Origin of the sequence: Streptomyces amritsarensis, from assembly GCF_001953875.1 — a bacterium.
In the GTDB taxonomy this organism is placed as follows: domain Bacteria; phylum Actinomycetota; class Actinomycetes; order Streptomycetales; family Streptomycetaceae; genus Streptomyces; species Streptomyces amritsarensis.
The window spans coordinates 54,908-76,890 of sequence record NZ_MQUR01000022.1; the positions used below are offsets into that span (position 1 = coordinate 54,908).

The following is a 21,983-nucleotide window of genomic DNA, read 5'->3' on the forward strand; positions in this document are numbered from 1 at the left end:
GGGCGGCCCTACGGTGTGCCGTGCGGGCGTACGACCATGGCCGAGCCGCCGCCGCGCCGGGAGGTCTCGGCCGCCGCCAGCCATCGGCCGTCGGGCAGCCGCTGGACCGCGGTGGCGGCGCCGATCTCCGGGTTCTGCCGGAAGCCGTGTCCCAGGGCCTCCAGCTCGGCGCGCAGCGGGCTGTTCCACAGGCCCGGTTCCAGCTCGGTGGTGGTCTGGTTGCGCTGGCTGGCCCGCGGTGCGGCGATCGCGTCGACCAGGGGCAGGCCGCGGTCCAGGTGGCCGGTCAGGGTCTGCAGGACCGTGGTGATGATGGTGGCTCCGCCGGGCGAGCCGACCGCGAGCACCGGCCGGCCGTCGTCCAGCACGATCGTCGGGGACATGGACGAGCGCGGCCGCTTTCCGGGGCCGGGCAGGTTCGGGTCCGGGACCCCGGGCGCCGCCGGGGCGAAGGAGAAGTCGGTGAGCTCGTTGTTGAGCAGGAAGCCGCGGCCGGGGACGGTGATCGCGCTGCCTCCGGTGGACTCGATGGTCAGGGTGTAGGAGACGACGTTGCCCCAGCGGTCGGCGACCGTCAGGTGCGTGGTGTTCTCCCCCTCGTACGTGGTCGGCGCGGCCTGACCGGTGGTGGCGCAGGGCTGCGGGTGGCGCGGGTCTCCGGGGGCCAGCGGGCTGGTCAGGGCCCGGTCGGGATCGATCAGGCAGGCGCGGGAGTCGGCGAAGCGCTGGGAGAGCAGTTGGCGCGTCGGTACGTCGACGGCGGCCGGGTCGCCGACCCAGCGGCCGCGGTCGGCGAAGGAGATCCGGGAGGCCTCGATGAAGCGGTGCAGGTACTGGGCCCCGGACAGCTTCGACAGGTCGGTGCGTTCCAGGATGTTCAGCGCCTCGCCGACGGTGGTGCCGCCGGAGGACGAGGGCGCCATGCTGTAGACGTCCAGGCCCCGGTAGCCCACCCGGGTGGGCTCCTGCCGCTTGGTGCCGTATGCGCGCAGGTCGCCGGCGGTCAGGTCGCCGGGCCGGACCCGGCGGGTGGCGGCGGGGTCCACCGGGGGCGTGCGGACGGTGCGGACGATGTCGTCGGCGATGGGGCCCCGGTAGAGGGCGCCGGTCCCCTTCCGGGCGAGTTCGGCGTAGGTGTCGGCGAGGTCGGGGTTCTTGAAGGTGGAGCCGACGACCGGCAGGGAGCCGCCGGGCAGGAACAGCTTCGAGGTGTCCGGGAAGTCCCTGAACCGGGCCTCGTTGAGCTCGGTCTGGGCCCGGAAGGTGGCGTCCACGGTGAAGCCGTCGCGGGCCAGTTTCTCGGCGGGCCGCAGGAGTTGGCGCAGCGGGCGGCTGCCCCAGGCGTCGAGGGCGCTCTTCCAGGTGGCGGGGGTGCCGGGGACGCCGACGCCGAGGCCGCTGGTCTGGCCCTCCGCGAAGGGGATCGGCTGCCCGTTCTCCTGGAAGAGGGCGGCGGTGGCCGTGGCCGGGGCGGTCTCCCGGCCGTCGATGGTGTGCACCCGGCGGGCGCGGGCGTCGTAGTAGACGAAGTAGCCGCCGCCTCCGATGCCCGCCGAGTAGGGCTCGGTGACGCCGAGCGCGGCGGCGGTGGCGACGGCCGCGTCGACGGCGTTGCCGCCGGAGCGCAGTACGGCGATCCCGGCGGCCGAGGCGTCGGCGTCGACGCTGGCGACGGCTCCGCCGTGGCCGGCGGCGACGGGTACCTTCGCCGGCGGTGCCGGGGCGGCGGCGGAGGGCGGGGCGGCTCCGGCCCCGACGAGTGCGGCGACGACGGTCAGCATCGGTAACGTGCGGGCGACGGCGGGACGGTGCATCCGGACCTCCAGTGGCAGCGTGGGGCGAGCCTAGCGCCGGGCCCGGCGCCCCGTCAGGGCGTCTGCCGGGGCGCGCCGTCGGGCGTGGCACCGTCCGGCGTGGCGCCCCACCGGCGGGTGAAAGGGACACCGGAGGGCGGAACGGGGCGCAAGGGCACCGGGCCGGTGATCCCCGCCGCCGGCACCGCTAGCATCCCGCGCATGGACGACGACGTGCGCAACATCGTGCTCGGGGTGATAGCCACCGCCGTCAGCGGCGGGTTCGGCTGGTTCTCCCGGACCTACCTCTGGCGGCGCGCGCTCCGCCGCAAGCAGGCGTTCTTCGGTCTGCCGACCGGCGCCGACTGCCTGTTCGTGGTCAACCGGCAGATGGGGGGAAAGGAATCCTCCCTGCACCGCAACGACGCCTTCGCCCTGCTGGAGATCTCCGCGCTGATCAAGGACTGCGGGGCGAACGTGCAGGTCGTCACGCACGACACCGCCCGTCAGGGCTTCGGTGACCGAGCCGAGTTCTGCGTCGGCGGTCCGACCTCCAACGCCCGCACCACCGCGCACCTGGCGTCGATGCTGCCGGGCATCACCGTCAACACCGACTCCGAGCAGCACGAGAACCGGGGTGCGATCCAGGTGGGCGGTGAGACCTACCGGTGGCGCAACGGGCTGGAGGAGTACGTGCTGCTGGCCCGGCTGACGGGCGGGGAGGGCGGCCGGCCGGTGTTCCTGCTGTCCGGGCAGACCGCGGTCAGCAACCAGGCCGCCGCCCGGTACCTGAACCGGCAGCACACGCAGCTGGCGCGCAAGTACGGGGCGGACTCCTTCTGCCTGGTGCTGAAGGTCGTCAACTCCGACGCCTACGGGCCGGACGTGACGGAGCTGGTCGCGGACGTCACCCGGGCGGCCCGGACACCCGCAGCGGCAGCCGTGTGATCCCGTTGATGAAGTTCGACACCAACCGCTTCGGCGGCCCGGCGAGTTCGGGTGGGGGCATGGCCGCGCACCACTCCTCGTAGAGGGTGCGCAGCTGGAGGCGGGCGAAGTGCGCGCCCAGGCAGACGTGCGGGCCGTCCCCGAAGGACACGTGCGGGTTGGGCGTGCGGCCGAGGTCCAGGCGGCCGGGGTCGGCGAAGACGCGCTCGTCGTGGTTGGCGGAGGCGTGGAAGACGACGACCTTGTCGCCGGCCCGGACCGGCTGCCCGGCCAGTTCGTGGTCGACGGTGGCGGTGCGGCGGAAGCTGAGGACCGGCGGGTGGACGCGCAGGAGTTCCTCCACGGCGCTCTGCGCGGTGGCCTTTCCCTCCGCGAGCCGGCGGTGTTCGTCGGGGGCGTGGGCGAGGGCGAGGAGGCCGCCGGGGGCGGCGCTGCGTACGGTGTCGTTGCCCGCGACGGTGAGCAGGAAGAAGAACATCTCCAGTTCGGCGGGGTCGAGCCCGGCCGTGGCGAGGGCGGTCATCACGTCGTCGCCGGGGTGGTCGCGTTTGTGTGCGGCGAGTGCGCGGGCGTAGGCGAACATCTCGCCGAGCAGGGCCGGGGAGCGCGGATTGAGGGGCTTGCCGTCGGGGCCGAGGAGCGGTGCGGGGGCGTCGTCGGGGTCCTGGTAGCCGATGACCCGTACGGTCCATTCCAGCAGCAGGGCCCGGTCCGCGGGCGGGACGCCGAGCAGGTCGGTGAGGTTGAGCAGCGCGTACTCGTCGGTGACGGTGCCGACGAGGTCGGCGGCGCCGTCCTCGGCGGCGTCCCGGGCGGCGGCCAGCAGTGTGCGGGCCCGTTCGCGTACCCGCCCGGCGAACGCGTCGACGCGGGCGGGGGTGAAGGCGCGGGCGACGAGGCGGCGCAGCCTGCCGTGTTCGGGTGGATCCTGGTTGAGCATGGTGCGGCGCAGGAAGGGCAGGTCGGCCGGGTCGGGGTCGCGGATCTGGGTGGCGCCCAGCCAGGAGGAGTACGTCCGGTGGTCGCGCAGGACCCGGACGACGTCGGCGTGCCGGGTGACGGCCCAGAATCCGGGGCCGGCGGGCCAGGGCGCGATCTCGGGCTCCGGCTGCCAGGCGACGGGGTGGGCGTCGCGCAGCAGCCGGTAGCGCTCGTGGGGGACGCCTGCGGCGTAGATGCGGGGGTCGAAGACGTCGGGGACGTCCGCGGCGTGGTCCATGGGGCCACCGTGGCGGGCCGGCGGCCCCGCCCGCAAGGGCGCGCCGCGGGCGGATGTCCGCCGCGTCAGCGCCGCGGGTTGCAGTCGGCGGCGGGGAGGGTGGTGTCGGTGCCCCGGATCGCGACCGGGGTGACGGTATCGCGCACGGCGGAGACGCCGAAGGTGCACACCAGCTGCTTGCGGGCCATGTCGGACAGGCCGGCCACGGGGAACGGCACCCCGACGGTGACCCCCTTCTCCGGCGAGTACGTGCTCACCGCCACCCTCTCGGAGTCGGCGTCCGAGACGGGCACCTTGGGCAGGGCCGTGGTGAGTCCGGCCGCCGAGGCCGGACCGGTGGGGCCGTCCAGCAGGATCCGCAGGAGCGGCACGGGCGCGAGCATGTAGTCGGTGCCGATCGAGAAGGGGACCGGGACGACCCGGTCGCCGTCCTTGGAGACGTAGTAGAGGGTGGCGGCGTTCTTGCTGCCGGGCACCTTGACGGTCGCGGCGTGGCCGCTCTCGATCACCCCGGTGCGTTTGATCCCGCAGCCGGCGAGGAGCAGGGCGCAGCCCGCGAGTGCGGCGGTGGCCGACACCGCGCCGGCTCTCGTCTTCCTCCCTGTCATACGTGGGCCTCCAGCGGCATGTCGAGGGTGAAGAGGGCGCCGCCGGCGGGCCGGTTGGCAGCCCGCAGGGTGCCGCCGTGCAGGCGGACGTTCTCCAGGGTGATGGCGAGTCCGAGGCCGCTGCCGGCGGAGCGGGTTCGGGCCGCGTCGGCCTTGAAGAAGCGGTCGAAGATGTGGGGCAGCACGTCGGGGGCGATGCCGGGGCCGCTGTCGGCGACGTCGATGAGGAGCCGTTCGCCGTCCTCGCCGGGCGCGGTGCGCACGGTGACGTGCACGGGGGCTCCGCCGTGCCGCAGGGCGTTGCCGACGAGGTTGGCGAGGACCACGTCGAAGCGGCGCGGGTCGAGGCGTGCGCGCACCCCGTGGGGCAGTGCGGTCACGACGCGGTCGTCGTCCCAGTGGCGTCGTTCGAGGGTCTTGCGGACGGCTTCGGCGATGTCCACGTCGTCGAGGTTGAGCTCGGCGGCCCGGGCGTCGAAGCGGGAGATCTCCATGAGGTCCTCGACGAGGACGGCGAGTTTGCCGGTCTCGGCGCTGACCAGGTGCAGGGCCTTGGCGGTGTCCGCGTCGAGGCGTGCGGCGTCCTCGTCGAGGACCTCGGTCACGGCGAGCATCCCGGCGAGCGGGGTGCGCAGTTCGTGGGAGACGTCGGAGGCGAAGCGGCGGGCCCGGACCTCGGCCTCCTGGAGTTCGCGCACGGACTGTTCCAGGGCGCGGGCGGTCTCGTTGAAGGTGCGGGCGAGTCCGGCGAGTTCGTCGGCGCCCCGGACCTCGATGCGGGTGTCGAGGCGGCCGCGGCCGAGTCTCTGGGCGGCGCGGCGCATGTCGCGGACCGGGCGCAGCACGCTGCGGGCGGCCAGCAGGGCGGGGACGACGGCGATGGCCAGGCCCGGGACGGCGCCCTGCTGGGCGGCCTCGACCATGGCCTCGACGGTCTGCTTCTCGGTGGAGAGCGGGACGCTGGCGTAGAAGACGACCCCGGTGGCCTCGGTGAGCCCGTTGTGTTCGAAGACGGCGGGGACGCCGATGGTGAGCCAGGGGTTGCCGCGCTGGTCCTCGACGCGCTGGAAGGCGGCGTACTGGTTGTTGCGGACGCGGTCGCGCAGGCTGTCGGTGATCACGGTGGACGTGGGCGTGCCGGGGTTGGTGGAGACGTGCACGCCGCCGTACTCGCCGAAGATGATCCACGGGTGGGGTTTGCCGCGCTTGCCGAGTTCGATGACGATGCGCTGGAGTTCCTGCTGCTCCAGGGGCAGGCGGATCTCCTGCTGCTCGACCTGGTCGCGCAGGGTGCTGACGGCGGTGTCCTGGGTCTGTTTGAGGATGGCGTTGCGGGCCTGCTGGTAGGTCAGGGCCGCGGTGGTTCCGGCGCTGATCGCGGCGACCAGGAGGAAGGCCGCTATCAGCCGGGTGCGCAGCCCCAGGGGTGCTATGCGTCGCACCGGGGCCTACAGGGGGCCGAAGCGGTAGCCGAAGCCGCGCACGGTCTGTATGTAGCGGGGGCTGCGGGCGGGGTCCTCGATCTTGTGGCGCAGGCGGCGGACGCAGGCGTCCACGAGCCGTGCGTCGGCGTGGTAGCTGTGGTCCCAGACGTACTCCAGGAGCTGCTGGCGGGAGAAGACCTGCTCGGGCGAGGCCGACAGGTGCAGCAGGAGTTTGATCTCGCTGGGTGCGAGGGCGATGCGTTCGCCGTTCCTGGCGACGGTCAGTCCGGCGCGGTCGATGGCGAGTTCCGCGTGGGTCTCGATGCCGGGGCGGGATCCCACCGGGTCGCTGAGCCGCCGCAGGACGGCCTTGATGCGGGCTTCGATGACCTCGGTGCGGGCGGGTTTGACGATGTAGTCGTCGGCGCCGGCCTCCAGGCCGATGACGATGTCGAAGTCGTCGCCGCGTGCGGTGAGCATGATGATCGGCACTTCGCTGGTCTGGCGGATGCGGTGGCAGACCTGCACGCCGTTGATGCCGGGCAGCATCAGGTCGAGCAGCACCAGTTCGGGGTGGAAGCTCGCCATCAGGGCGAGTCCGTCCTCCCCGGTCTCGGCGGCCTGTACGTCGTGGCCGCGGCGGCGCAGGCCGAGGCCCACCCCTTCGCGGATGGAAGGGTCGTCCTCGATCAGCAGTACGCGTGGCATCCGGTCAGTATCCCAAGACGGTTCTTCGGCTCTTCCTCCCGCTATCGGCCGGTCTTGCGCCGCAGGGAGGCCGCCAGGTCGGTGATCTCGGCCAGGCGCAGCGGCCGGGCAAGGAGGACGACGACCAGGGCGAGGGCCGCGGTTCCCGCGCCGACCGCGGCGAAGTCGCCGAATTCCTCGGCGGCGCGGGCGGCCGCGTACGCCGCGGCGGCCGCGGGTGCGCAGGCCGCGAGCAGCCGCAGGTGGGTGCGTACGGCGGTGGCGCGCCGTTCGCTGCGGCTGCCCGTGCGCGGGCCGAGCCTGCGGGAGAGGGCGTACCCGGTGGCGGCGGCGCCCGCGAGGAAGGCGACGGAGGAGGCGGCGGCCATGCCGGTGACCGCCCAGCGCGGGGACAGCAGGAGGTAGGCGGCGGCCGACAGGGCGGCGTTGAGGGTGACGATGACGAGGTTCAGGAGGAAGGGGGTGCGGGTGTCGGAGAGGGCGTAGAAGCCGCGCGAGAGGACGTACTGCGCGGAGAAGGCGACCAGTCCGGGGGCGAAGGCCGCGAGCATGCCGGCCATGACCTCGATGTCGGCGGCGCCGGTGCGTCCGTAGCCGAAGACGCCGCCCATCACCCAGGGGGCGAGTACGGCCATGAGGGCGGCGGCGGGGACGACGAGGGCGGCGCTGGAGCGCAGGGCGTAGGAGACGTCGCGGCGGACGGCGCCGAGGTCGCCGTCGGCGGCGGCGGAGCTCATCCGGGGCATCAGGGCGGTGACGAGGGAGACGGTGATGATGCCCTGCGGGACGATCCACAGCTGGTAGGCGTTGCTGTAGGCGGTGTAGCCGGCGCCGCCCGCGAGGCCGGCGTCGACGGCGCGCTGTCCGGTGGCGGTGGAGAGCCGGGTGACGACCCAGTAGGCGATCTGGTTGGTGAGGACGAGCAGGACGGTCCAGCCCGCGTTGCGCAGGGGGCGGCCGAGGCCGCTGCCGCGCCAGTCGAAGCGGGGGCGCCAGCGGAAGCGGGCCGCGCGCAGCGGCGGGATCAGGGCGAGGGCCTGGACGACGATGCCGGCGGTGGTGCCGAGGCCCAGGAGCCGGGTCTCGGCGGCGGTGAGGCCGCCGGCGGCGTCGTGGGAGACGTACAGGAACAGCCCGAAGACGGCGATGACGACGACGTTGTTGAGGACGGGGGTCCACATCATCGCGCCGAACCGGCCGCGGGAGTTCAGGACCTGTCCGAGGAGGGTGAAGAGCCCGTAGAAGAGGATCTGGGGCAGGCAGTACCGGGCCAGGGCCACGGTGGTGTCGGCCTGGGCGCCGCGGTAGCCGGTGTACGCCGAGACGATCAGCGGGGCGGCGACCACGGCGGTGGCGGTGAGGGCGACGAGGGCCGCGGTGCAGGCGGTGAGCAGCCGGTCGGTGTAGGCGGCGCCGCCGTCGGCGTGTTCCTTGGCGGCCCGGACCAGCTCGGGTACGAAGACGGCGTTGAGTGCGCCGCCGACGAGCAGGATGTAGAGGATGTTCGGGACGGTGTTGGCGACGGCGTAGCCGTCGCCGAGCAGTCCGGTGCCCAGGGCGGCGACGACGACGGCGGAGCGGATGAAGCCGGTGGCGCGGGAGACGATCGAACCGGCCGCCATGAGCGCGCCGCTGCGCAGCACCGAGGTCTTCGCCGGTGCCGGGCTGTCGGCGGCGGGGCCGGCCGCTCGGGTGTCGGTGGCCGTCACCGTCGGGCCAGGTAGGCCTGGAACGCCTTGTAGAGCGCCGCGTTGGCCACTCCGTCCATCGGGATCTCCCATTCGCCGAGCGTTTCGACGACCTGTCCGCCGGTGCCGAGCTTCCAGCGCAGCAGCCCGAAGGAACGTTCGTCGGGGTCGAGGGTGGAGGGTACCCCGCGCATGTCGTACTCGTCGGCGCCGAGGGCGTGTGCGTCGCGCATCATGCGCCACTGCAGGGCGTTGCTGGGCCGTACCTCGCGCCGGTGGTCGGCGGAGGCGCCGGTCTGGTACCAGACCCTGCTGCCGGTGCTGATCATGGTGTGGGCGGCGAGGATCTCGCCGCGGTGGACGGCCAGGTAGAGCCGCATCCGGCCGGGCTGTTCCTCGTTCAGGACGCGGTACTGCTGTTCGTAGTAGGCGAGGGAGCGGCCGAGCCGGAAGCCGTCGCGCTCCTCGGTGATCCGCAGCAGCCGGTAGAACTCGGGCAGGTCGGCGGCGGTGCCGAGGACGGTTTCCACGCCGGCCTTGCCGGCCTTGCGCACGTTGCGCCGCCACTCCTGGTTGAGGCCGGACCACAGGTCGTCGAGGCTGCGTCCGGCGAGCGGGACGCGGAAGACGTGGCGGGGCTGGGCGTCGCCGTCGTCCTCGCCGCCGCAGCGCTTCCACCCGCGGGTGCGCAGCCGGTCGGCGAGGGCGGCGCCCACGGGGTCGACCTCGGTGGCGAGGACGTCGGATATCTGGCGGCCCGTTCCGGTGCCGGCTTTGGCGGTGGCCGCGTCCCAGCGGCGGTAGGCGGGGCCGGGGCCGATGCGGACGGCGAAGGCGCCGGCGGCGCGCAGATGGCGCATGAGCGGGTCCAGCCAGCGGTCGATGCGCGGGTCGGACCAGTCGGCGACGGGCCCTTCGGGCAGGTAGGCGAAGTATTTGCGGGTGCCGGGGAATTGCCGATAGAGAACGAGTCCGGCACCTTCGATCTCGCCGCCCGGACAGTGCCATCCGATCATTTCCGAGCGCCAAAGGTCCTTCACCCGGCCCCATGACGGGTGCTGCAGAAAGCTCGCCGCCGGGGTCCTGGAGAGGAAGGACTGGTATTCGGGGACGGACAGCCTGCGCACTCGGATCTCGTGGTCCTGGTCCTGCCGGGCGGGGGTGACGAGTAGTGCGCACACGGCTGACGGCCTTCCTGATCGTCCTGAGGGGTCGTTCACAGGACTCTCACAGCCACCCGTGACCGAAGTGCGCAACGAATGTGACCGGATGATGACCGTTTCGCTGCGGTCGAGGTCACAACAGAAAGGCTGATCTTTTCTGCTGTTTGTGCAACCTAAAGTCGCCCCGTTCTCATCTTCTTTTGAGAACGTCCACCACCACGACTCGAAGGGGCCCTTCGTTGAGCCGCACACGCCGCACCGCCATTGCGGGCACCGCACTCCTGGCCGCCGCGCTGACCGCCTGCTCGGGCGGGAGTGACGGCGCAAGCGACGGCAAGGGCAAGGACGAGTCGAAGCCGAAGGCGCCCATGGCGGTCTCGGTGAACCTCACGGGCGATCAGGTCAAGGCGGGCCAGCCGGTGACGGTGACCGTCGCCGAGGGCAAGCTCGCCGCGGTGAAGGTGACCGACGCCAAGGGTGCGGAGCTGCCCGGGAAGATAGCCGACGACGGCAGGACCTGGACCTCGGAGCGCAACGCCCCGGCCGGCGCGGAGTACAAGGTCGAGGCGCAGAACACCGACAGCCAGAGCGCGACCACGCAGTTCAGGACCAGCGCCGCCGACAAGGTGAACAAGGTCTCGATCAACATCTCCAAGGGCAGCACGGTGGGCGTGGCGATGCCCGTGTCGCTCGTCTTCGACAACCCGGTGACCAACAAGGCCGAGGTGGAGAAGCAGCTCAAGGTCACCACCTCGAACAACACCGAGGGCTCCTGGGGCTGGATCAAGGACCACTCCGGCAACGACCGCGTCGACTGGCGTCCCAAGGAGTACTGGAAGTCCGGCACCGACGTGAAGGTCGAGATGAACCTGAACGGCGTGGACTCGGGCAAGGGCGGCGGGATGTTCGCCCGGGACTACAACACCGAGTTCAAGATCGGCAAGGACCGCCGGGTCCAGGTCAGCCTCGACACCAAGAAGCTCACGGTGACCGAGAACGGGCAGACGCAGAAGACGATCCCGATCTCGGCCGGCACCCCGGGCGGCAAGAAGGCGTCCTGGTCCGGGAAGATGGTGATCATGTCGAAGGAGGGCACCATCCGGATGGACTCCCAGACGGTGGGCCTGGACAACGCCTACGACAAGATGGTCGATTACTCGATGCGGCTCACCTGGTCGGGCATGTACGCGCATGCCGCGCCGTGGAACGAGGCCAACTTCGGCCGCAGCAACAGCAGTTCCGGCTGCGTGGGGATGAGCGACGCCAACGCCAAGGAGTTCTTCGCCCAGTCCCAGATCGGCGACGCCTTCGAGGTGGTCGGCGAGGGCTCCAAGGGCAACGCCGACATCGGCAACGGCTACGGCGAGTGGAACCTCTCCTGGGACCAGTGGAAGACCAAGAGCGCCCTGTCGGCCGCCCCGCAGAACGGCTGACCTGCGGACCTCTCCTCCTGACTCTCGTTCAATTGTTACCACCACGTAACTTACCGACGGGTTACCTTCGGTAAGCCGCTCCCGTTACCGTCGGGTCACTTTCAGGACTCCGGTGCACGCGAGGAGCGACCGATGGAACGCACCACCACCGCCGCGGCCGTCGCGGCACTCCTGGCGGCGACCGCCCTGGGCCTGGCCCCCCACCAGGCCCAGGCGGCTCCCGCACCCAGCGCGGCCGCCACCGCCGCCGCCCCGCAGACCGCCGCGGCGGACCTGCGCTTTCACGACATCCCGGGCTCGGGCGGCATCACCCTCAAGGGCAACGTCTTCACGCCTGCCGCAGCGCAGAGCGGCCGGACCTACCCGCTGATCGTGCTGCCCACCAGTTGGGGCATGCCGCAGATCGAATACATCGCCCAGGCCAAGAAGCTCGCCGACTCCGGCTATGTCGTGGTCAGTTACACCTCCCGCGGCTTCTGGCTCTCCGGCGGGGAGATCGAGGTGGCCGGCCCGCCGGACGTCGCCGACGTCTCCGCCGTCATCGACTGGGCCCTCGCCCACACCCCCGCCGACGCGGACCGCATCGGCCTGGGCGGGGTCTCGTACGGCGCCGGCATCAGCCTGCTGGCCTCGGCGCACGACCCGCGCGTCAAGGCCGTGGTCGCCATGAGCGGCTGGGCCGACCTCATCGAATCCATCTACTCGGGCCGCACCCAGCACCGCCAGGCCGCCGGGCTGCTCGGTGCCGCCGGCTACCTCACCGGCCGGCCCGGCCCCGAACTCCGGTCGATCCTGGACGACTTCCTCGGCTCCCGGCTGGACCGCGAACAGCAGATGATCGAGTGGGGCAGGAAGCGGTCGGCCGCCGAGCAGGTGGACCGGATCAACGCCAACGGCGCCGCGATCATGCTCGGCAACGCCTGGGGCGACACGGTCTTCCCGCCCAACCAGTACGCGAAGTTCTACGAGCGCCTGACCGGCCCCAAGCGGCTGGAGTTCCGCCCCGGCGACCACGCCACCGCCGAGGGCACCGGCCTGCTCGGCCTGCCCAACGACACCTGGACCAGCGCCCACCGCTGGTTCGACCGCTACCTCAAGGGCGAGCGCAACGGCATCGACACCGAGGCCGCGGTGCAGATCAAGTCCCGCAGCGACAGCGGCTACGAAGGCTACGCCGACTGGGCCTCGGTCGGCTCCGGCGGCACCGAGAGGCTCGCGCTCTCCGACAGCGAGCACCTGTTCGCGAACGTCGACTCCGGGGCCAACGGCGGCGTCGTGCTGCTCTCCAGCGTCCTCGACCAGTTCTTCAAGGCACCCCCGGTCGCCTCGATCCCGCTCCTCCCCCGCTCCTTCGCCGCCGTCTGGCAGTCGGGGCGCTACGACGAGGCCCGCCGCATCCGCGGCACCGTCCGGCTGCACACCACGCTCACGCCCACCAAGGGCGACGGCACCTTCGTCGCGTACCTCTACGACGTCGGCCCGCTCGGCATCGGCAAGCTGGTCAGCAACGCCCCCTACACCTTCCACGGCAAGACCCCGGGCCGGGCCTTCGGCGTGGACCTGGAGCTCTTCTCGACCGCCTACGACGTGCCCGCGGGCCACCGGCTCGCCCTCGTCGTGGACACCGTCGACCCGCTCTACATCGAGCACAACCCCACCGGCGCGCAACTGACCTTCTCCTCGCCGCCCGGCGACCCCAGCTACGTCTCGGTGCCGCTGCGCGAGCAGTGAGTGAACCACCCCGGCGGCCGGGCGCGGGCGCACCCGCTCCCGACCCTCAGTGCTTGAGGATCTTGGAGAGGAAGTCCTTGGCCCGGTCGCTCTCGGGGGCTGTGAAGAACTCCTGCGGGGTGCGGTCCTCGACGATCCGGCCGTCGGCCATGAACAGCACGCGGTTGGCCGCGGAGCGGGCGAAGCCCATCTCGTGGGTGACCACCACCATGGTCATGCCCTCCCGGGCGAGCTGCCGCATGACCTCCAGCACCTCGTTGATCATCTCCGGGTCCAGTGCGGAGGTGGGCTCGTCGAAGAGCAGGGCCTTGGGGTCCATGGCGAGTGCGCGGGCGATGGCCACCCGCTGCTGCTGGCCGCCGGAGAGCTGGGCGGGGAACTTGTCGGCCTGGTCGGCGAGGCCGACGCGGTCCAGGAGCTCGCGGGAGCGCCGGTCCGCCTCGCCCCGCGCCCGCCCGCGCACCTTGACCTGCGCGAGCGAGACGTTGGCCAGGACGGTCTTGTGCGCGAAGAGGTTGAAGGACTGGAAGACCATCCCCACCTCGGCGCGCAGCCGGGCCAGGTCCTTCCCCTCGGCGGGCAGCGGCTCCCCGTCGATCAGGATCGTGCCCGACTCGACGCTCTCCAGCCGGTTGATCGCCCGGCACAGGGTGGACTTCCCGGAGCCGGAGGGCCCGATGACCACCACCACCTCCCCGCGGCCGACGGTCAGGCTGATGTCCCGCAGCACGTGCAGCGGTCCGAAGTGCTTGTTGACGTCCCGCAGCTCGATCAACGGATCGACGGCCATGCGCTGCCCTGCCCACTCGGTGTCGGATGCCGGTCAGCGCAAACTATCCAGCAGCGGAAGGGCACTTCGCCGCGACACGCCGCCCGCAGCCGTCCGCAGCCCCCGCAGCGGTCGGCCGCGGCGGACGCCGGGAACGCATCAGCCCTCGGAGGCCTCCGCGTACGCCTGGCTGAGCTCGGGGGAACCGCTCATCGCCCAGGACACCCCCGACTCGATGACGTTGAGCTCCCGGCCCGAGGCCAGGCGGATCACCGGCTGGCCGTTGGGCCACACCTGCCAGGCCGCTCCCGGGACGGTCCGGACGATCACGGTGCCGAGGTAGAAGCCCGCGTCGTTGCCGAGCCAGGGCACCGCTTCGGGGTCCCGCCGCCAGCGGGGCATCAGCTGGTCGAGGGCCTCCAACGAGGCCGGGCTCCCGTCGAGTTCGAGCCCGGCCGCCCGGGCGTGGACCCGCAGCATCTCGCACTCCGAGAACAACTCGGCGACGCCCTCGGGGTCCTCCACGAGGGCGGCGGCGAGCCCCGCACCCTGATGTGTTTCACGCCGGTTCAGCCAGTTGTCCAGGAAAGGGATGTTCATACCGCCCAGCGTCGCACCAGGATCCTCCGGTGGCCACAGGGCGCGCCTGGGCCGTTTCGGCGGGCCGCCGGCCTAAGGGCTGTCCCGTAATCCCCGGTGGATCAGCGCACGGCGTCAGATGCGGTGCATCGCAAGGCGGAGGGGCGTCCTCATACTGGGCGTATTCGGGCGTTCCGACAACGCAGCGAGGTGCCGTAGCTGTCGTCGTGCGCCCGCGGGGGATTACGGGACAGCCCTTAGCGGTCGAGGTCGAGGTCGACGACGACCGGCGCGTGGTCGGAGGCGCCCTTGCCCTTGCGCTCCTCGCGGTCGACGTAGGCGTCGGTGACGGCCTTGGTGAAGGGCTCGTTGCCGTAGACCAGGTCGATGCGCATGCCCTTGTTCTTGGGGAAGGCGAGCATCCGGTAGTCCCAGAAGGTGTACGGGCGGTCGTACTTCAGCGCGCGCGGGAAGACGTCCGAGAGGCCGGCGGCGCTCAGCGCCTCCAGGGCGGCCCGTTCCGCCGGGGTGACGTGGGTGAGGCCGGCGAACACGGCCGGGTCGTAGACGTCCTCGTCGGTCGGGGCGACGTTGAAGTCGCCGAGCACGGCGAAGGGGCGGGGGCCGGCCGCGTCCTCGGCGACGGCCGCGGCCAGGGAGCGGAACCACGCCAGCTTGTAGCCGTAGTGGTCGTGCTCGACCTCGCGGCCGTTGGGCACGTACACCGACCAGACCCGGACGCCGCCGCAGGTGGCGGAGATCGCCCGGGGCTCCTGGACGCCCTCGTAGTCGGGGCCGCCGGGCAGCCCCGTGACCACGTCGTCCAGGCCGACCTTGGAGAGCAGGGCCACGCCGTTCCAGCGGCCGGTGGCGTTGACGGCCGCCTCGTAGCCCAGCTCGCGCAGCTGCTCGTGCGGGAACTGCTCCGCCGAGCACTTGGTCTCCTGGATGCACACGACATCGGTGCCGGAGCTCTCCAGCCAGGCCAGCAGGCGCGGCAGCCGGGCGGTGATGGAGTTGACGTTGTAGGTGGCGATACGCATACCTGCCAACCTACCGCCCGGCACCGACAGCGACCGTGCGACCGTCGCGGCGGCCCGGCATGGCGGCCCGCCACCCCGGCTGTCACGGCCCGGCCGTCGCCCCCGACCGGCACGGCCCGGCCGTCACAGCTCGGCGCTCTCCCCCGCGGTGAGCCGCCCGTGGTCGGTGCCGCCCAGTTTGTCCAGGGCGAAGTCGTAGATCGGCCGGGCGATGTCGGCGAGGTAGGCGTCGTGGATGTCGAGGGCCCGGCGCGGAGCCACCTCGCGGAGGTAGTCGATCACCTCGGAGACCTTGTTCCAGGGTGCGTGCACCGGCACCATCAGGGTCTCCACCGCGACGCCGGGCACGGTCAGCGCGTCGCCGGGGTGGAAGAGGGATCCGTCGACGAGGTAGCCGACATTCGTGACCCGCGGCATGTCCGGGTGGATCACCGCGTGCAGTTCGCCGTGCACCTGCACCTCGAACCCGGCCGCGGTGAAGGTGTCGCCGTGGCCGACGGTGTGCACCCGGCCCGGGTAGGCGGGGGCGAGCCGTTCGGCGACGCTGCGCAGGGTCCACAGCCCGGCCGCCGGATTCGCGTCGAGGGCGGCCCGCAGCCGGCCCTCGTCGAAGTGGTCGGGGTGTTCGTGCGTGACCAGCAGGGCGTCCGCCCCCAGGCCCGCGTCCGGTTCGCTGAAGGCGCCCGGATCGATGACGAGCGTGTGCCCGTCCTTGTCCAACTGGACGCAGGAATGCAGCCGCTTGGTGAGCTTCATGATCCCAGGCTAAGGGCTGTCCCGTAATCCCCGGTGGATCAGCGCACGNNGCCCGCCGGGGATCACGGGACGGCCCTTGGGGGGTGTCCGGCGGATCAGGGGGTCGTGGTGGAGACCACGTAGACCTTGGGGTGCTCGGGGTCCGTGAGGTCCACCGTGATGTCCCGGCTGGGGCGCGGGTCGGCCTGTTCCAGGCTGGTCCCGTACCAGGCGGCGCGGGGGCTCCAGCTCCAGCCCGCGACGTCGGCGTCGTGCGGCGAGATGGTGACGGCGCCGGCGATCAGCTCGGCGCGGCTGCTGCCGACGGAGGCGAGGAAGGCGTCCAGGTCGGCCGGGGTCACCGCGAACTGCGTGAAGAGGCGGCTGGTGCGCCAGTTGTTGGTCTCCAGGAATCCGACCTTCCAGGCCTTCGCCGGGATCGGCACCTCGTAGATGCTGCGCTGCACCTTGGAGGGCCATCCGGGGCGCACCTTGGACGCGCCGACCTTGGCGGCCTTGTCGCGCCCGCTCTCGCGGCTCTGCTGGGTGGAGATCGCGAGGTAGCCCGCCGGTACGCCGATCAGCAGCAGGATGATGATCGCGGTGATCCAGCGGCGCTTGACGACGTGCCGGCGGTCCTCGGGGGCGGGCGGGGGCGTGCCGCCCTCGTCGGGGGCGGAGGCCTGGTGGGGCAGGGTGGGCGGGTTCACGACTGGTCCTGGTCCTCGGGTGCGGCGGTCTCGCGCTTGCGGCCCAGCTGGCCCAGCTGGCCCAGCTGCGCGTAGCGCTCGTAGCGCTCGACCCGTCGGCGGGTGGCGCGGCGGAAGCGCCGGGCGACGAGCCGGGCGAGGTCGGCGGCGCCGACCATACCCGCCTCGGGTCCCAGCTGGGCCTTGGCGATGCGGGCCTCGGGGCGGTAGCCGCGGCCGGTGAGGTGGCGGCGGAAGGCGTCCCGGGCGGGGCCGATCAGCAGGTCGTCGGCCGCGCTGACGCCTCCGCCGATCACGAAGCATGAGGGGTCGAGGGCGGCGGCGAGGTTGGCGATGCCGACGCCGAGCCACTGGCCGATGTCCTGGAGCAGTTCGACGCACATGGCGTCGCCCTCGCGGGCCAGCTCGGTGATCAGCGGCCCGGTGATCTCGGAGACGTTCCCGCCGACCCTGGCGATGATGTTGTACGCGACCGGGGAGTCGGCGGCGGCCAGTTCGCGGGCCTCGCGCACCAGGGCGTTGCCGGAGCTGTACTGCTCCCAGCAGCCCCGGTTGCCGCAGGGGCAGCGGTGCCCGCCGGGGACGACCTGCATGTGGCCGAACTCGCCGGCGACCCCGTACCGGCCGCGCTTGACCTGGCCGCCTTCGAGGATGGCGCCGCCGATACCGGTGCCGAGCGTGATCATGACGAGGTGGTCCTCGCCGCGTCCGGCGCCGAAGCGCCATTCGGCCCAGGCGGCGGTGTTGGCGTCGTTGTCGACCATGACCGGGACCGCCAGCCGTGACTGGAGGGCGTCGCGCAGGGGCTCGTCGCGCCAGGCCAGGTGGGGTGCGAACAGGACCCGGGAGCGGTCGGCGTCGACCCAGCCGGCCGCGCCGATGCCGACGGCGTGCACGTCGTGCCGGTCGGAGAGGTCCAGCACCAGCTCGACGATGGTGTCCTCGACGACCTTGGGGCTCTTGGACTTGTCCGGTGTCTCGGTGCGGATCTTCTCGAGGATGACGCCGTCGGCGTCGACGACGCCGGCCATCACCTTCGTCCCGCCGATGTCGATGCCGACCGTCGGGACGCGCGGGGCGGTCAGGTGCGACCGCCGCTCACGGGTGCCGATGGTGCGCAGGACGGTGCCTCGCGCCGACCCCCGGTGGGTGAGCGTGAAGTCCCGGTACGTGCTCATCGAGTCGTGTCGTCCCTCGTGGGTGCGGTGGTGCGGGAGGCCTGGTCGGCCGGGCCCGCCGGGCCGGTGCGGCCGGCTCCGCGGGCTGTGGCGTCCGTGACGCCGACGCCCGATCCCGATTCTGCCACCCGCTCCAGTTCGTGGCTCAGCTCGTCGAGCTCGGAGCCGCCCGCCATCTGGCGGGTGAGCTCGTCCAGGGTGATGGAGTCGCGGGTGTGGCTGCCCGCCATGGTGCCGCGCTTGAGCAGCACGAAGCGGTCCCCGACCAGGTAGGCGTGGTGCGGGTTGTGGGTGATCAGGACCACACCGAGGCCGGCGTCGCGGGCGGCGGCGACGTACTTGAGGACCACGCCGGACTGCTTGACCCCGAGGGCCGCGGTCGGCTCGTCGAGGACGAGGACCTTCGCCCCGAAGTGGACGGCGCGGGCGATGGCCACGCACTGCCGCTCCCCGCCGGACAGGGTGCCGATGGGCTGGTCCACGTCGCGCAGGTCGATGCCCATGCGCAGCAGCTCGTCGCGGGTGGTGCGGCGCATGAGGTCCACGTCGAGGCGGCGCAGGGGGCCGCGGCCCTTCGTCGGCTCGGAGCCGAGGAAGAAGTTGCGCCAGACGGGCATGAGCGGGACCACGGCGAGGTCCTGGTAGACGGTCGCGATGCCGTGGTCGAGGGCCGCGCGGGGGTTGGCGAGGACGGTTTCCTCGCCCTCGATCTCGAAGGTGCCGGCGTCGTGCCGGTGCAGCCCCGCGATGATCTTGATGAGGGTGGACTTGCCCGCACCGTTGTCGCCGAGGACGCAGGTGATCTCCCCCGCGGAGACCTCCAGTGAGACGTCCTGGAGGGCGCGGATGTTGCCGTAGTACTTGGCTACGCCGGCCAGCTTCACCAGGGCGCTCGCCCCGGTGGCGGCCGCGGTGGTCTCGGTGGTGGTCACTTGCTCGCCTCCGCCCGCTTGCGGACCCATGCGTTGAGCAGCGTGGCCAGCAGGAGCATCGCGCCGAGGAAGAACTTGAACCAGTCGGGGTTCCACTGGGCGTACACGATGCCGTTGCTGGTCATGCCGAAGATGAAGGCGCCGACCGCCGAGCCGATCGCGGAGCCGTAGCCGCCGGTCATCAGACAGCCGCCGATGACCGCCGCGATGATGTAGAGGAACTCGTTGCCGACGCCCTCGCCCGACTGGACCACGTCGAACGAGAAGAGGATGTGCTGGCCGGAGATCCAGGCGCACAGGGCGACGCCCATGTAGAGGCCGATACGGGTCTTCACGACGGGCACGCCGACCGCGCGGGCCGCGTCGGCCCCGCCGCCCACGGCGAAGATCCAGTTGCCGGCGCGGGTGCGCAGCAGGATCCAGGTGGCGACGGCGACCAGGGCCAGCCACCACAGGACGGTGATCTGCAAGGTGACCGAGCCGATCTCCCACTTGGAGGCGAAGAGGGCGCGGGCGGAGGGGAAGCCCTCCATGTCGGCGATGGACTTGGTGGAGACCGTGCCGCTGATCAGCTTGGTGAAGCCGAGGTTCAGGCCGGTCAGCATCAGGAAGGTGCCGAGCGTGATGATGAAGCTGGGCAGTCTGGTGCGGGTCAGCATGAAGCCGTTGAAGAAGCCGACGGCCAGGGTGACGAGCAGGGACACCAGGACGCCGACCCAGACGTTGGCGGTCATCTGGTAGCTGAACATGGAGCTCACCAGCGCCGAGGTCGTGACCATGACACCGGCGGAGAGGTCGAACTCGCCGCCGATCATCAGCATGGCCACGGGGACCGCCATGATCCCGATGGTGGAGGCCGAGTACAGGATCGTGCTGAGGCTGGAGGCCTGGAGGAAGGTGGGGGCGACGATGGAGAAGAAGACGAAGACGGCCACGGCTCCGACCACGGCGCCCAGCTCGGGCCGCCCGAGCAGCCTGCGCACGAGGGAGGCCGGCGCGAGCCGTTCGTCGACGGCGGTGGCGGCGGCGCTCATCGGCTGCCCCGCTTGATGTACTCCTCCAGCTCGGCGGCCTCGGCGGCGGTGACGATCTGCGGCCCGGTGAGCACGGGGCGGCCGCCGCCGAGCACGTCGGCGTTGTAGCGGTAGAGCCACAGCAGGTCGATGGCCTGGTATCCCTGCAGGTAGGGCTGCTGGTCCACGGCGAAGCCGAGGGCGCCGGACTTGAGGTCGCGGGCCACCGAGTCGTTGAGGTCGAAGGTGTCGACCTCGGCCTTGCTCCCGGCGGCCTCCTTGGCCTTGACCGCGGTGGGGGCGAAGGGCGCCCCCAGGGTGAGGATCGCGTCGACGGAGGGGTCCGCCTGGAGTTTGGCCTGGATCGCCGCCTGGACGGAGGGCATGTTCGTGCCCTCGACGTACAGGTTCTCCATCGTCCCGGAGAAGGTCTTCTTCGCGCCGGCGCAGCGCTGCTCGTGGCCGACGTTGCCCTGCTCGTGCAGGACGCAGATCGTCTTCTTGCGGCCCCGCTTGTTCAGCTCGCTGCCGACGGCCTCGCCCGCGATCGTCTCGTCCTGGCCGATGTGGGTGAGCGCCCCGTACGCGGCGGACTGGGCGGACCCGGAGTTGACCGTGATCACCGGGATGCCGGCCTTGACGGCCTTGGCGACGACGTCCTTGAGGGCCTCCGGCTTGGCGAGGCTCACCACGATCCCGTCGACCTTCTGGTCGATGGCGTTCTGCACGAACTGCGCCTGCTGCTGGGCCTGGTCGTCGTGGGAGTAGACGAAGTTGATGTTGTCCTTGGCCGCGGCCTCCTTGGCGCCCTTCTGGACGATGTCCCAGAAGGTGTCGCCGTCGCCCGCGTGGGTCACCATCGCGAAGGTCCAGCGCGGGGTGGAGACGGCGGGCCGGCCCGCCTCGGCGGCCTTCGCCCGCTCCTCGGCGCGCTTGCCGCCCGTACTGCTGCATCCCGCGAGCGAGGCCCCCAGTACCGTCGCGAGCACGGCGCCCACCACGCGTACCCCTGTCCGAACCCTAGCCACGTCGCCGCGCCCTTCCCTCGTGCATCTCGTCCGTCTCGTCGGCCGTCTCGGCGGCCGGCGCGTCCGTCACCATTCGGTCATTTCCGGTTTCAGCCGCCCAGTATCCGCCACAGTGGACCATGAAGGGCCATCGGGGCATGCACCCGCAGATCGACACGGCGGGATCGCAGATCAGCACGCGAAATCCGCAAGATCGACGCGAGCGGATTGACAGGTTCCCCCGACGGGGCCAGGTTGAGTCCATGCGCATCGGGCTCATCGGGACTGGCCGGATCGGCTCGTTCCACGCGGCGACACTCGCCCGCCACCCGGAGGCGGGCTCGCTCCTGCTCGCCGACTCCGATCCCGCGCGGGCGGCGCGCCTCGCCGACCGGCTCGGGGCCACGGCCGCGCCCTCCGTGGAGCAGGTCTTCACGTGGGGGGTGGACGCGGTGGTCGTCGCCTCCTCCACCGACGGGCACGCGGAGCTGGTCGTCCGGGCGATCCGCGGCGGGCTCCCGGTGTTCTGCGAGAAGCCGATCGCCCCCGACCTGAACCGCACCCTGTCCGTACTGCGCGAGGTGTCCGCGCTGGGCGGGCTGCTCCAGGTGGGCTTCATGCGCCGCTTCGACGCGGGCTACCTCACGGCCCGGGAGCTGGTCCGCTCCGGCGCCCTGGGCCGGCTGCACACCGTACGGACGACGACGGCCGATCCGGCGCCGCCCGCCGCCGACTACCTGGCGACCTCGGGCGGCCTGTACCGGGACTGCATGGTGCACGACTTCGACATGGTGCGGTGGGTGACCGGGCACGAGGTGGTGGAGGTGTACGCGGCCGGATCGGACGCCGGTCCGCCGCAGTTCCGGCAGACGGGTGACGTGGACACGGCCGCGGCGGTCCTCACCCTGGACGACGGGACCCTGGTCACCTCCACCGGCACCCGCTGCAACGGCGCCGGCTACGACGTGCGGATGGAGCTGGCCGGGGAACGGGACCAGGTCTCCGCCGGGCTGGACGACCGGACGCCGATCGCCTCGACGGAACCGAACGGCCCGCCCGCCGCGAGCAAGCCGTGGACCGGCTTCCTGGAACGCTTCGGCCCCGCGTACGAGGCCGAGCTGAACGCCTTCGTGCACCTGGTGCGCGGCGCGGGCGAGAACCTTTGCGACGGGCCGGAGGCCTTGGCCGCGCTGCGGGTCGCGGAGGCCTGCGAGCTGTCGCGGCGGGAGCGGCGCCGGGTCCGGCTGGAGGAGCTCCCGGACCTGCCGGATCGGTAATCGGATCGGTGAGCAGGGCATTGGG

20 protein-coding genes are annotated in these 21,983 nt (G+C 72.0%); 4 read left to right on the forward strand and 16 right to left on the reverse strand.

Features of this window, described 5'->3' with window-relative positions; translation table 11 throughout:
• Positions 1-8 precede the first annotated feature (8 nt).
• Complete coding sequence (gene ggt / locus AVW11_RS12625) at positions 9-1,781, reverse strand: gamma-glutamyltransferase (RefSeq protein ID WP_413081802.1); 1,773 nt, start codon at positions 1,779-1,781, stop codon at positions 9-11.
• 234 nt (positions 1,782-2,015) lie between these two features.
• Between ggt and AVW11_RS12630 the strand changes: the two genes are divergently transcribed.
• Entirely contained in the window at positions 2,016-2,741 is a 726-nt protein-coding gene (locus AVW11_RS12630; protein ID WP_030855131.1) for a hypothetical protein, read from the forward strand.
• Here AVW11_RS12630 and AVW11_RS12635 read toward each other — a convergent pair.
• From AVW11_RS12635 to AVW11_RS12660, 6 genes are all read right to left on the reverse strand, one after another.
• Complete coding sequence (locus tag AVW11_RS12635) at positions 2,701-3,960, reverse strand: cytochrome P450 (protein ID WP_076044027.1); 1,260 nt, start codon at positions 3,958-3,960, stop codon at positions 2,701-2,703. The two genes, AVW11_RS12630 and AVW11_RS12635, sit on opposite strands and share 41 nt — an antisense overlap.
• A 65-nt stretch (positions 3,961-4,025) precedes the next feature.
• Positions 4,026-4,568 carry a hypothetical protein gene (locus AVW11_RS12640; RefSeq protein ID WP_143568835.1) on the reverse strand — a complete coding sequence of 181 codons (543 nt, stop codon included), beginning with the start codon at positions 4,566-4,568 and terminating at the stop codon, positions 4,026-4,028.
• Positions 4,565-6,010, reverse strand: a complete 1,446-nt coding sequence (locus tag AVW11_RS12645; RefSeq protein WP_030855137.1) for a sensor histidine kinase — start codon at positions 6,008-6,010, stop codon at positions 4,565-4,567. Before AVW11_RS12645 ends, AVW11_RS12640 begins: the two co-directional genes overlap by 4 nt.
• Positions 6,011-6,016: 6 nt before the next feature.
• Positions 6,017-6,700, reverse strand: a complete 684-nt coding sequence (locus AVW11_RS12650) for a response regulator transcription factor (RefSeq protein WP_030855140.1) — start codon at positions 6,698-6,700, stop codon at positions 6,017-6,019.
• Positions 6,701-6,741: 41 nt separating this feature from the next.
• Positions 6,742-8,409, reverse strand: coding sequence for a murein biosynthesis integral membrane protein MurJ (gene murJ / locus AVW11_RS12655; RefSeq protein WP_076044028.1), 1,668 nt, complete (start codon positions 8,407-8,409; stop codon positions 6,742-6,744).
• Positions 8,406-9,521 (reverse strand): lipid II:glycine glycyltransferase FemX, encoded by a 1,116-nt coding sequence (locus AVW11_RS12660; RefSeq protein WP_420856376.1) that lies wholly within the window; start codon positions 9,519-9,521, stop codon positions 8,406-8,408. Before AVW11_RS12660 ends, murJ begins: the two co-directional genes overlap by 4 nt.
• A 269-nt stretch (positions 9,522-9,790) precedes the next feature.
• Here AVW11_RS12660 and AVW11_RS12665 point away from each other — a divergent pair, with 269 nt between their 5' ends.
• Positions 9,791-10,984: a L,D-transpeptidase gene (locus AVW11_RS12665; RefSeq protein ID WP_030855146.1), complete on the forward strand. Its 1,194-nt coding sequence runs from the start codon at positions 9,791-9,793 to the stop codon at positions 10,982-10,984.
• A gap of 132 nt (positions 10,985-11,116) precedes the next feature.
• Positions 11,117-12,715: a CocE/NonD family hydrolase gene (locus AVW11_RS12670; protein ID WP_060177704.1), complete on the forward strand. Its 1,599-nt coding sequence runs from the start codon at positions 11,117-11,119 to the stop codon at positions 12,713-12,715.
• Between the two features lie 46 nt (positions 12,716-12,761).
• Here AVW11_RS12670 and AVW11_RS12675 read toward each other — a convergent pair whose 3' ends face one another.
• From AVW11_RS12675 to AVW11_RS12715, 9 genes are all read right to left on the reverse strand, one after another.
• On the reverse strand, positions 12,762-13,505 hold the full coding sequence (locus AVW11_RS12675; RefSeq protein ID WP_030855148.1) for an amino acid ABC transporter ATP-binding protein: 744 nt from the start codon (positions 13,503-13,505) through the stop codon (positions 12,762-12,764).
• 138 nt (positions 13,506-13,643) lie between these two features.
• A complete protein-coding gene (locus AVW11_RS12680) occupies positions 13,644-14,084 on the reverse strand; it encodes a DUF6278 family protein (RefSeq protein ID WP_030855151.1) in 441 nt (146 codons plus the stop codon).
• A gap of 236 nt (positions 14,085-14,320) precedes the next feature.
• Entirely contained in the window at positions 14,321-15,106 is a 786-nt protein-coding gene (locus AVW11_RS12685) for an exodeoxyribonuclease III (RefSeq protein WP_030855153.1), read from the reverse strand.
• Positions 15,107-15,229: 123 nt separating this feature from the next.
• Entirely contained in the window at positions 15,230-15,862 is a 633-nt protein-coding gene (locus AVW11_RS12690; RefSeq protein ID WP_060177703.1) for an MBL fold metallo-hydrolase, read from the reverse strand.
• A gap of 95 nt (positions 15,863-15,957) precedes the next feature.
• Positions 15,958-16,551: a hypothetical protein gene (locus AVW11_RS12695; protein WP_060177702.1), complete on the reverse strand. Its 594-nt coding sequence runs from the start codon at positions 16,549-16,551 to the stop codon at positions 15,958-15,960.
• Positions 16,548-17,729, reverse strand: coding sequence for an ROK family glucokinase (locus AVW11_RS12700; RefSeq protein WP_060177701.1), 1,182 nt, complete (start codon positions 17,727-17,729; stop codon positions 16,548-16,550). Before AVW11_RS12700 ends, AVW11_RS12695 begins: the two co-directional genes overlap by 4 nt.
• Entirely contained in the window at positions 17,726-18,691 is a 966-nt protein-coding gene (locus tag AVW11_RS12705) for an ATP-binding cassette domain-containing protein (protein ID WP_225884972.1), read from the reverse strand. The genes AVW11_RS12700 and AVW11_RS12705 overlap by 4 nt, the downstream gene beginning before the upstream one ends.
• Positions 18,658-19,695 carry an ABC transporter permease gene (locus tag AVW11_RS12710; protein WP_030855619.1) on the reverse strand — a complete coding sequence of 346 codons (1,038 nt, stop codon included), beginning with the start codon at positions 19,693-19,695 and terminating at the stop codon, positions 18,658-18,660. The genes AVW11_RS12705 and AVW11_RS12710 overlap by 34 nt, the downstream gene beginning before the upstream one ends.
• The gene (locus AVW11_RS12715) at positions 19,692-20,702 is read right to left on the reverse strand and encodes a sugar ABC transporter substrate-binding protein (RefSeq protein WP_076044031.1); all 1,011 of its coding nucleotides are present in this window, start codon (positions 20,700-20,702) and stop codon (positions 19,692-19,694) included. The genes AVW11_RS12710 and AVW11_RS12715 overlap by 4 nt, the downstream gene beginning before the upstream one ends.
• Before the next feature lie 242 nt (positions 20,703-20,944).
• On the opposite strand from AVW11_RS12715, the gene AVW11_RS12720 reads away from it, so the two are divergent.
• Positions 20,945-21,958 (forward strand): Gfo/Idh/MocA family protein, encoded by a 1,014-nt coding sequence (locus tag AVW11_RS12720; RefSeq protein WP_030855617.1) that lies wholly within the window; start codon positions 20,945-20,947, stop codon positions 21,956-21,958.
• The last annotated feature ends 25 nt before the right edge of the window (positions 21,959-21,983 follow it).

Coding starts and splice junctions, on each gene's coding strand:
- AVW11_RS12685 (WP_030855153.1), bottom strand. CDS start 15,106: ATGCGTATCGCCACCTACAACGTCAACTCCATCACCGCCCGGCTGCCG.
- AVW11_RS12670 (WP_060177704.1), top strand. CDS start 11,117: ATGGAACGCACCACCACCGCCGCGGCCGTCGCGGCACTCCTGGCGGCG.
- ggt (WP_413081802.1), bottom strand. CDS start 1,781: ATGCTGACCGTCGTCGCCGCACTCGTCGGGGCCGGAGCCGCCCCGCCC.
- AVW11_RS12720 (WP_030855617.1), top strand. CDS start 20,945: ATGCGCATCGGGCTCATCGGGACTGGCCGGATCGGCTCGTTCCACGCG.
- AVW11_RS12705 (WP_225884972.1), bottom strand. CDS start 18,691: ATGGGTCCGCAAGCGGGCGGAGGCGAGCAAGTGACCACCACCGAGACC.
- AVW11_RS12680 (WP_030855151.1), bottom strand. CDS start 14,084: ATGAACATCCCTTTCCTGGACAACTGGCTGAACCGGCGTGAAACACAT.
- AVW11_RS12635 (WP_076044027.1), bottom strand. CDS start 3,960: ATGGACCACGCCGCGGACGTCCCCGACGTCTTCGACCCCCGCATCTAC.
- AVW11_RS12640 (WP_143568835.1), bottom strand. CDS start 4,568: ATGACAGGGAGGAAGACGAGAGCCGGCGCGGTGTCGGCCACCGCCGCA.
- AVW11_RS12690 (WP_060177703.1), bottom strand. CDS start 15,862: ATGAAGCTCACCAAGCGGCTGCATTCCTGCGTCCAGTTGGACAAGGAC.
- AVW11_RS12675 (WP_030855148.1), bottom strand. CDS start 13,505: ATGGCCGTCGATCCGTTGATCGAGCTGCGGGACGTCAACAAGCACTTC.
- AVW11_RS12630 (WP_030855131.1), top strand. CDS start 2,016: ATGGACGACGACGTGCGCAACATCGTGCTCGGGGTGATAGCCACCGCC.
- AVW11_RS12650 (WP_030855140.1), bottom strand. CDS start 6,700: ATGCCACGCGTACTGCTGATCGAGGACGACCCTTCCATCCGCGAAGGG.
- AVW11_RS12700 (WP_060177701.1), bottom strand. CDS start 17,729: ATGAGCACGTACCGGGACTTCACGCTCACCCACCGGGGGTCGGCGCGA.
- AVW11_RS12710 (WP_030855619.1), bottom strand. CDS start 19,695: ATGAGCGCCGCCGCCACCGCCGTCGACGAACGGCTCGCGCCGGCCTCC.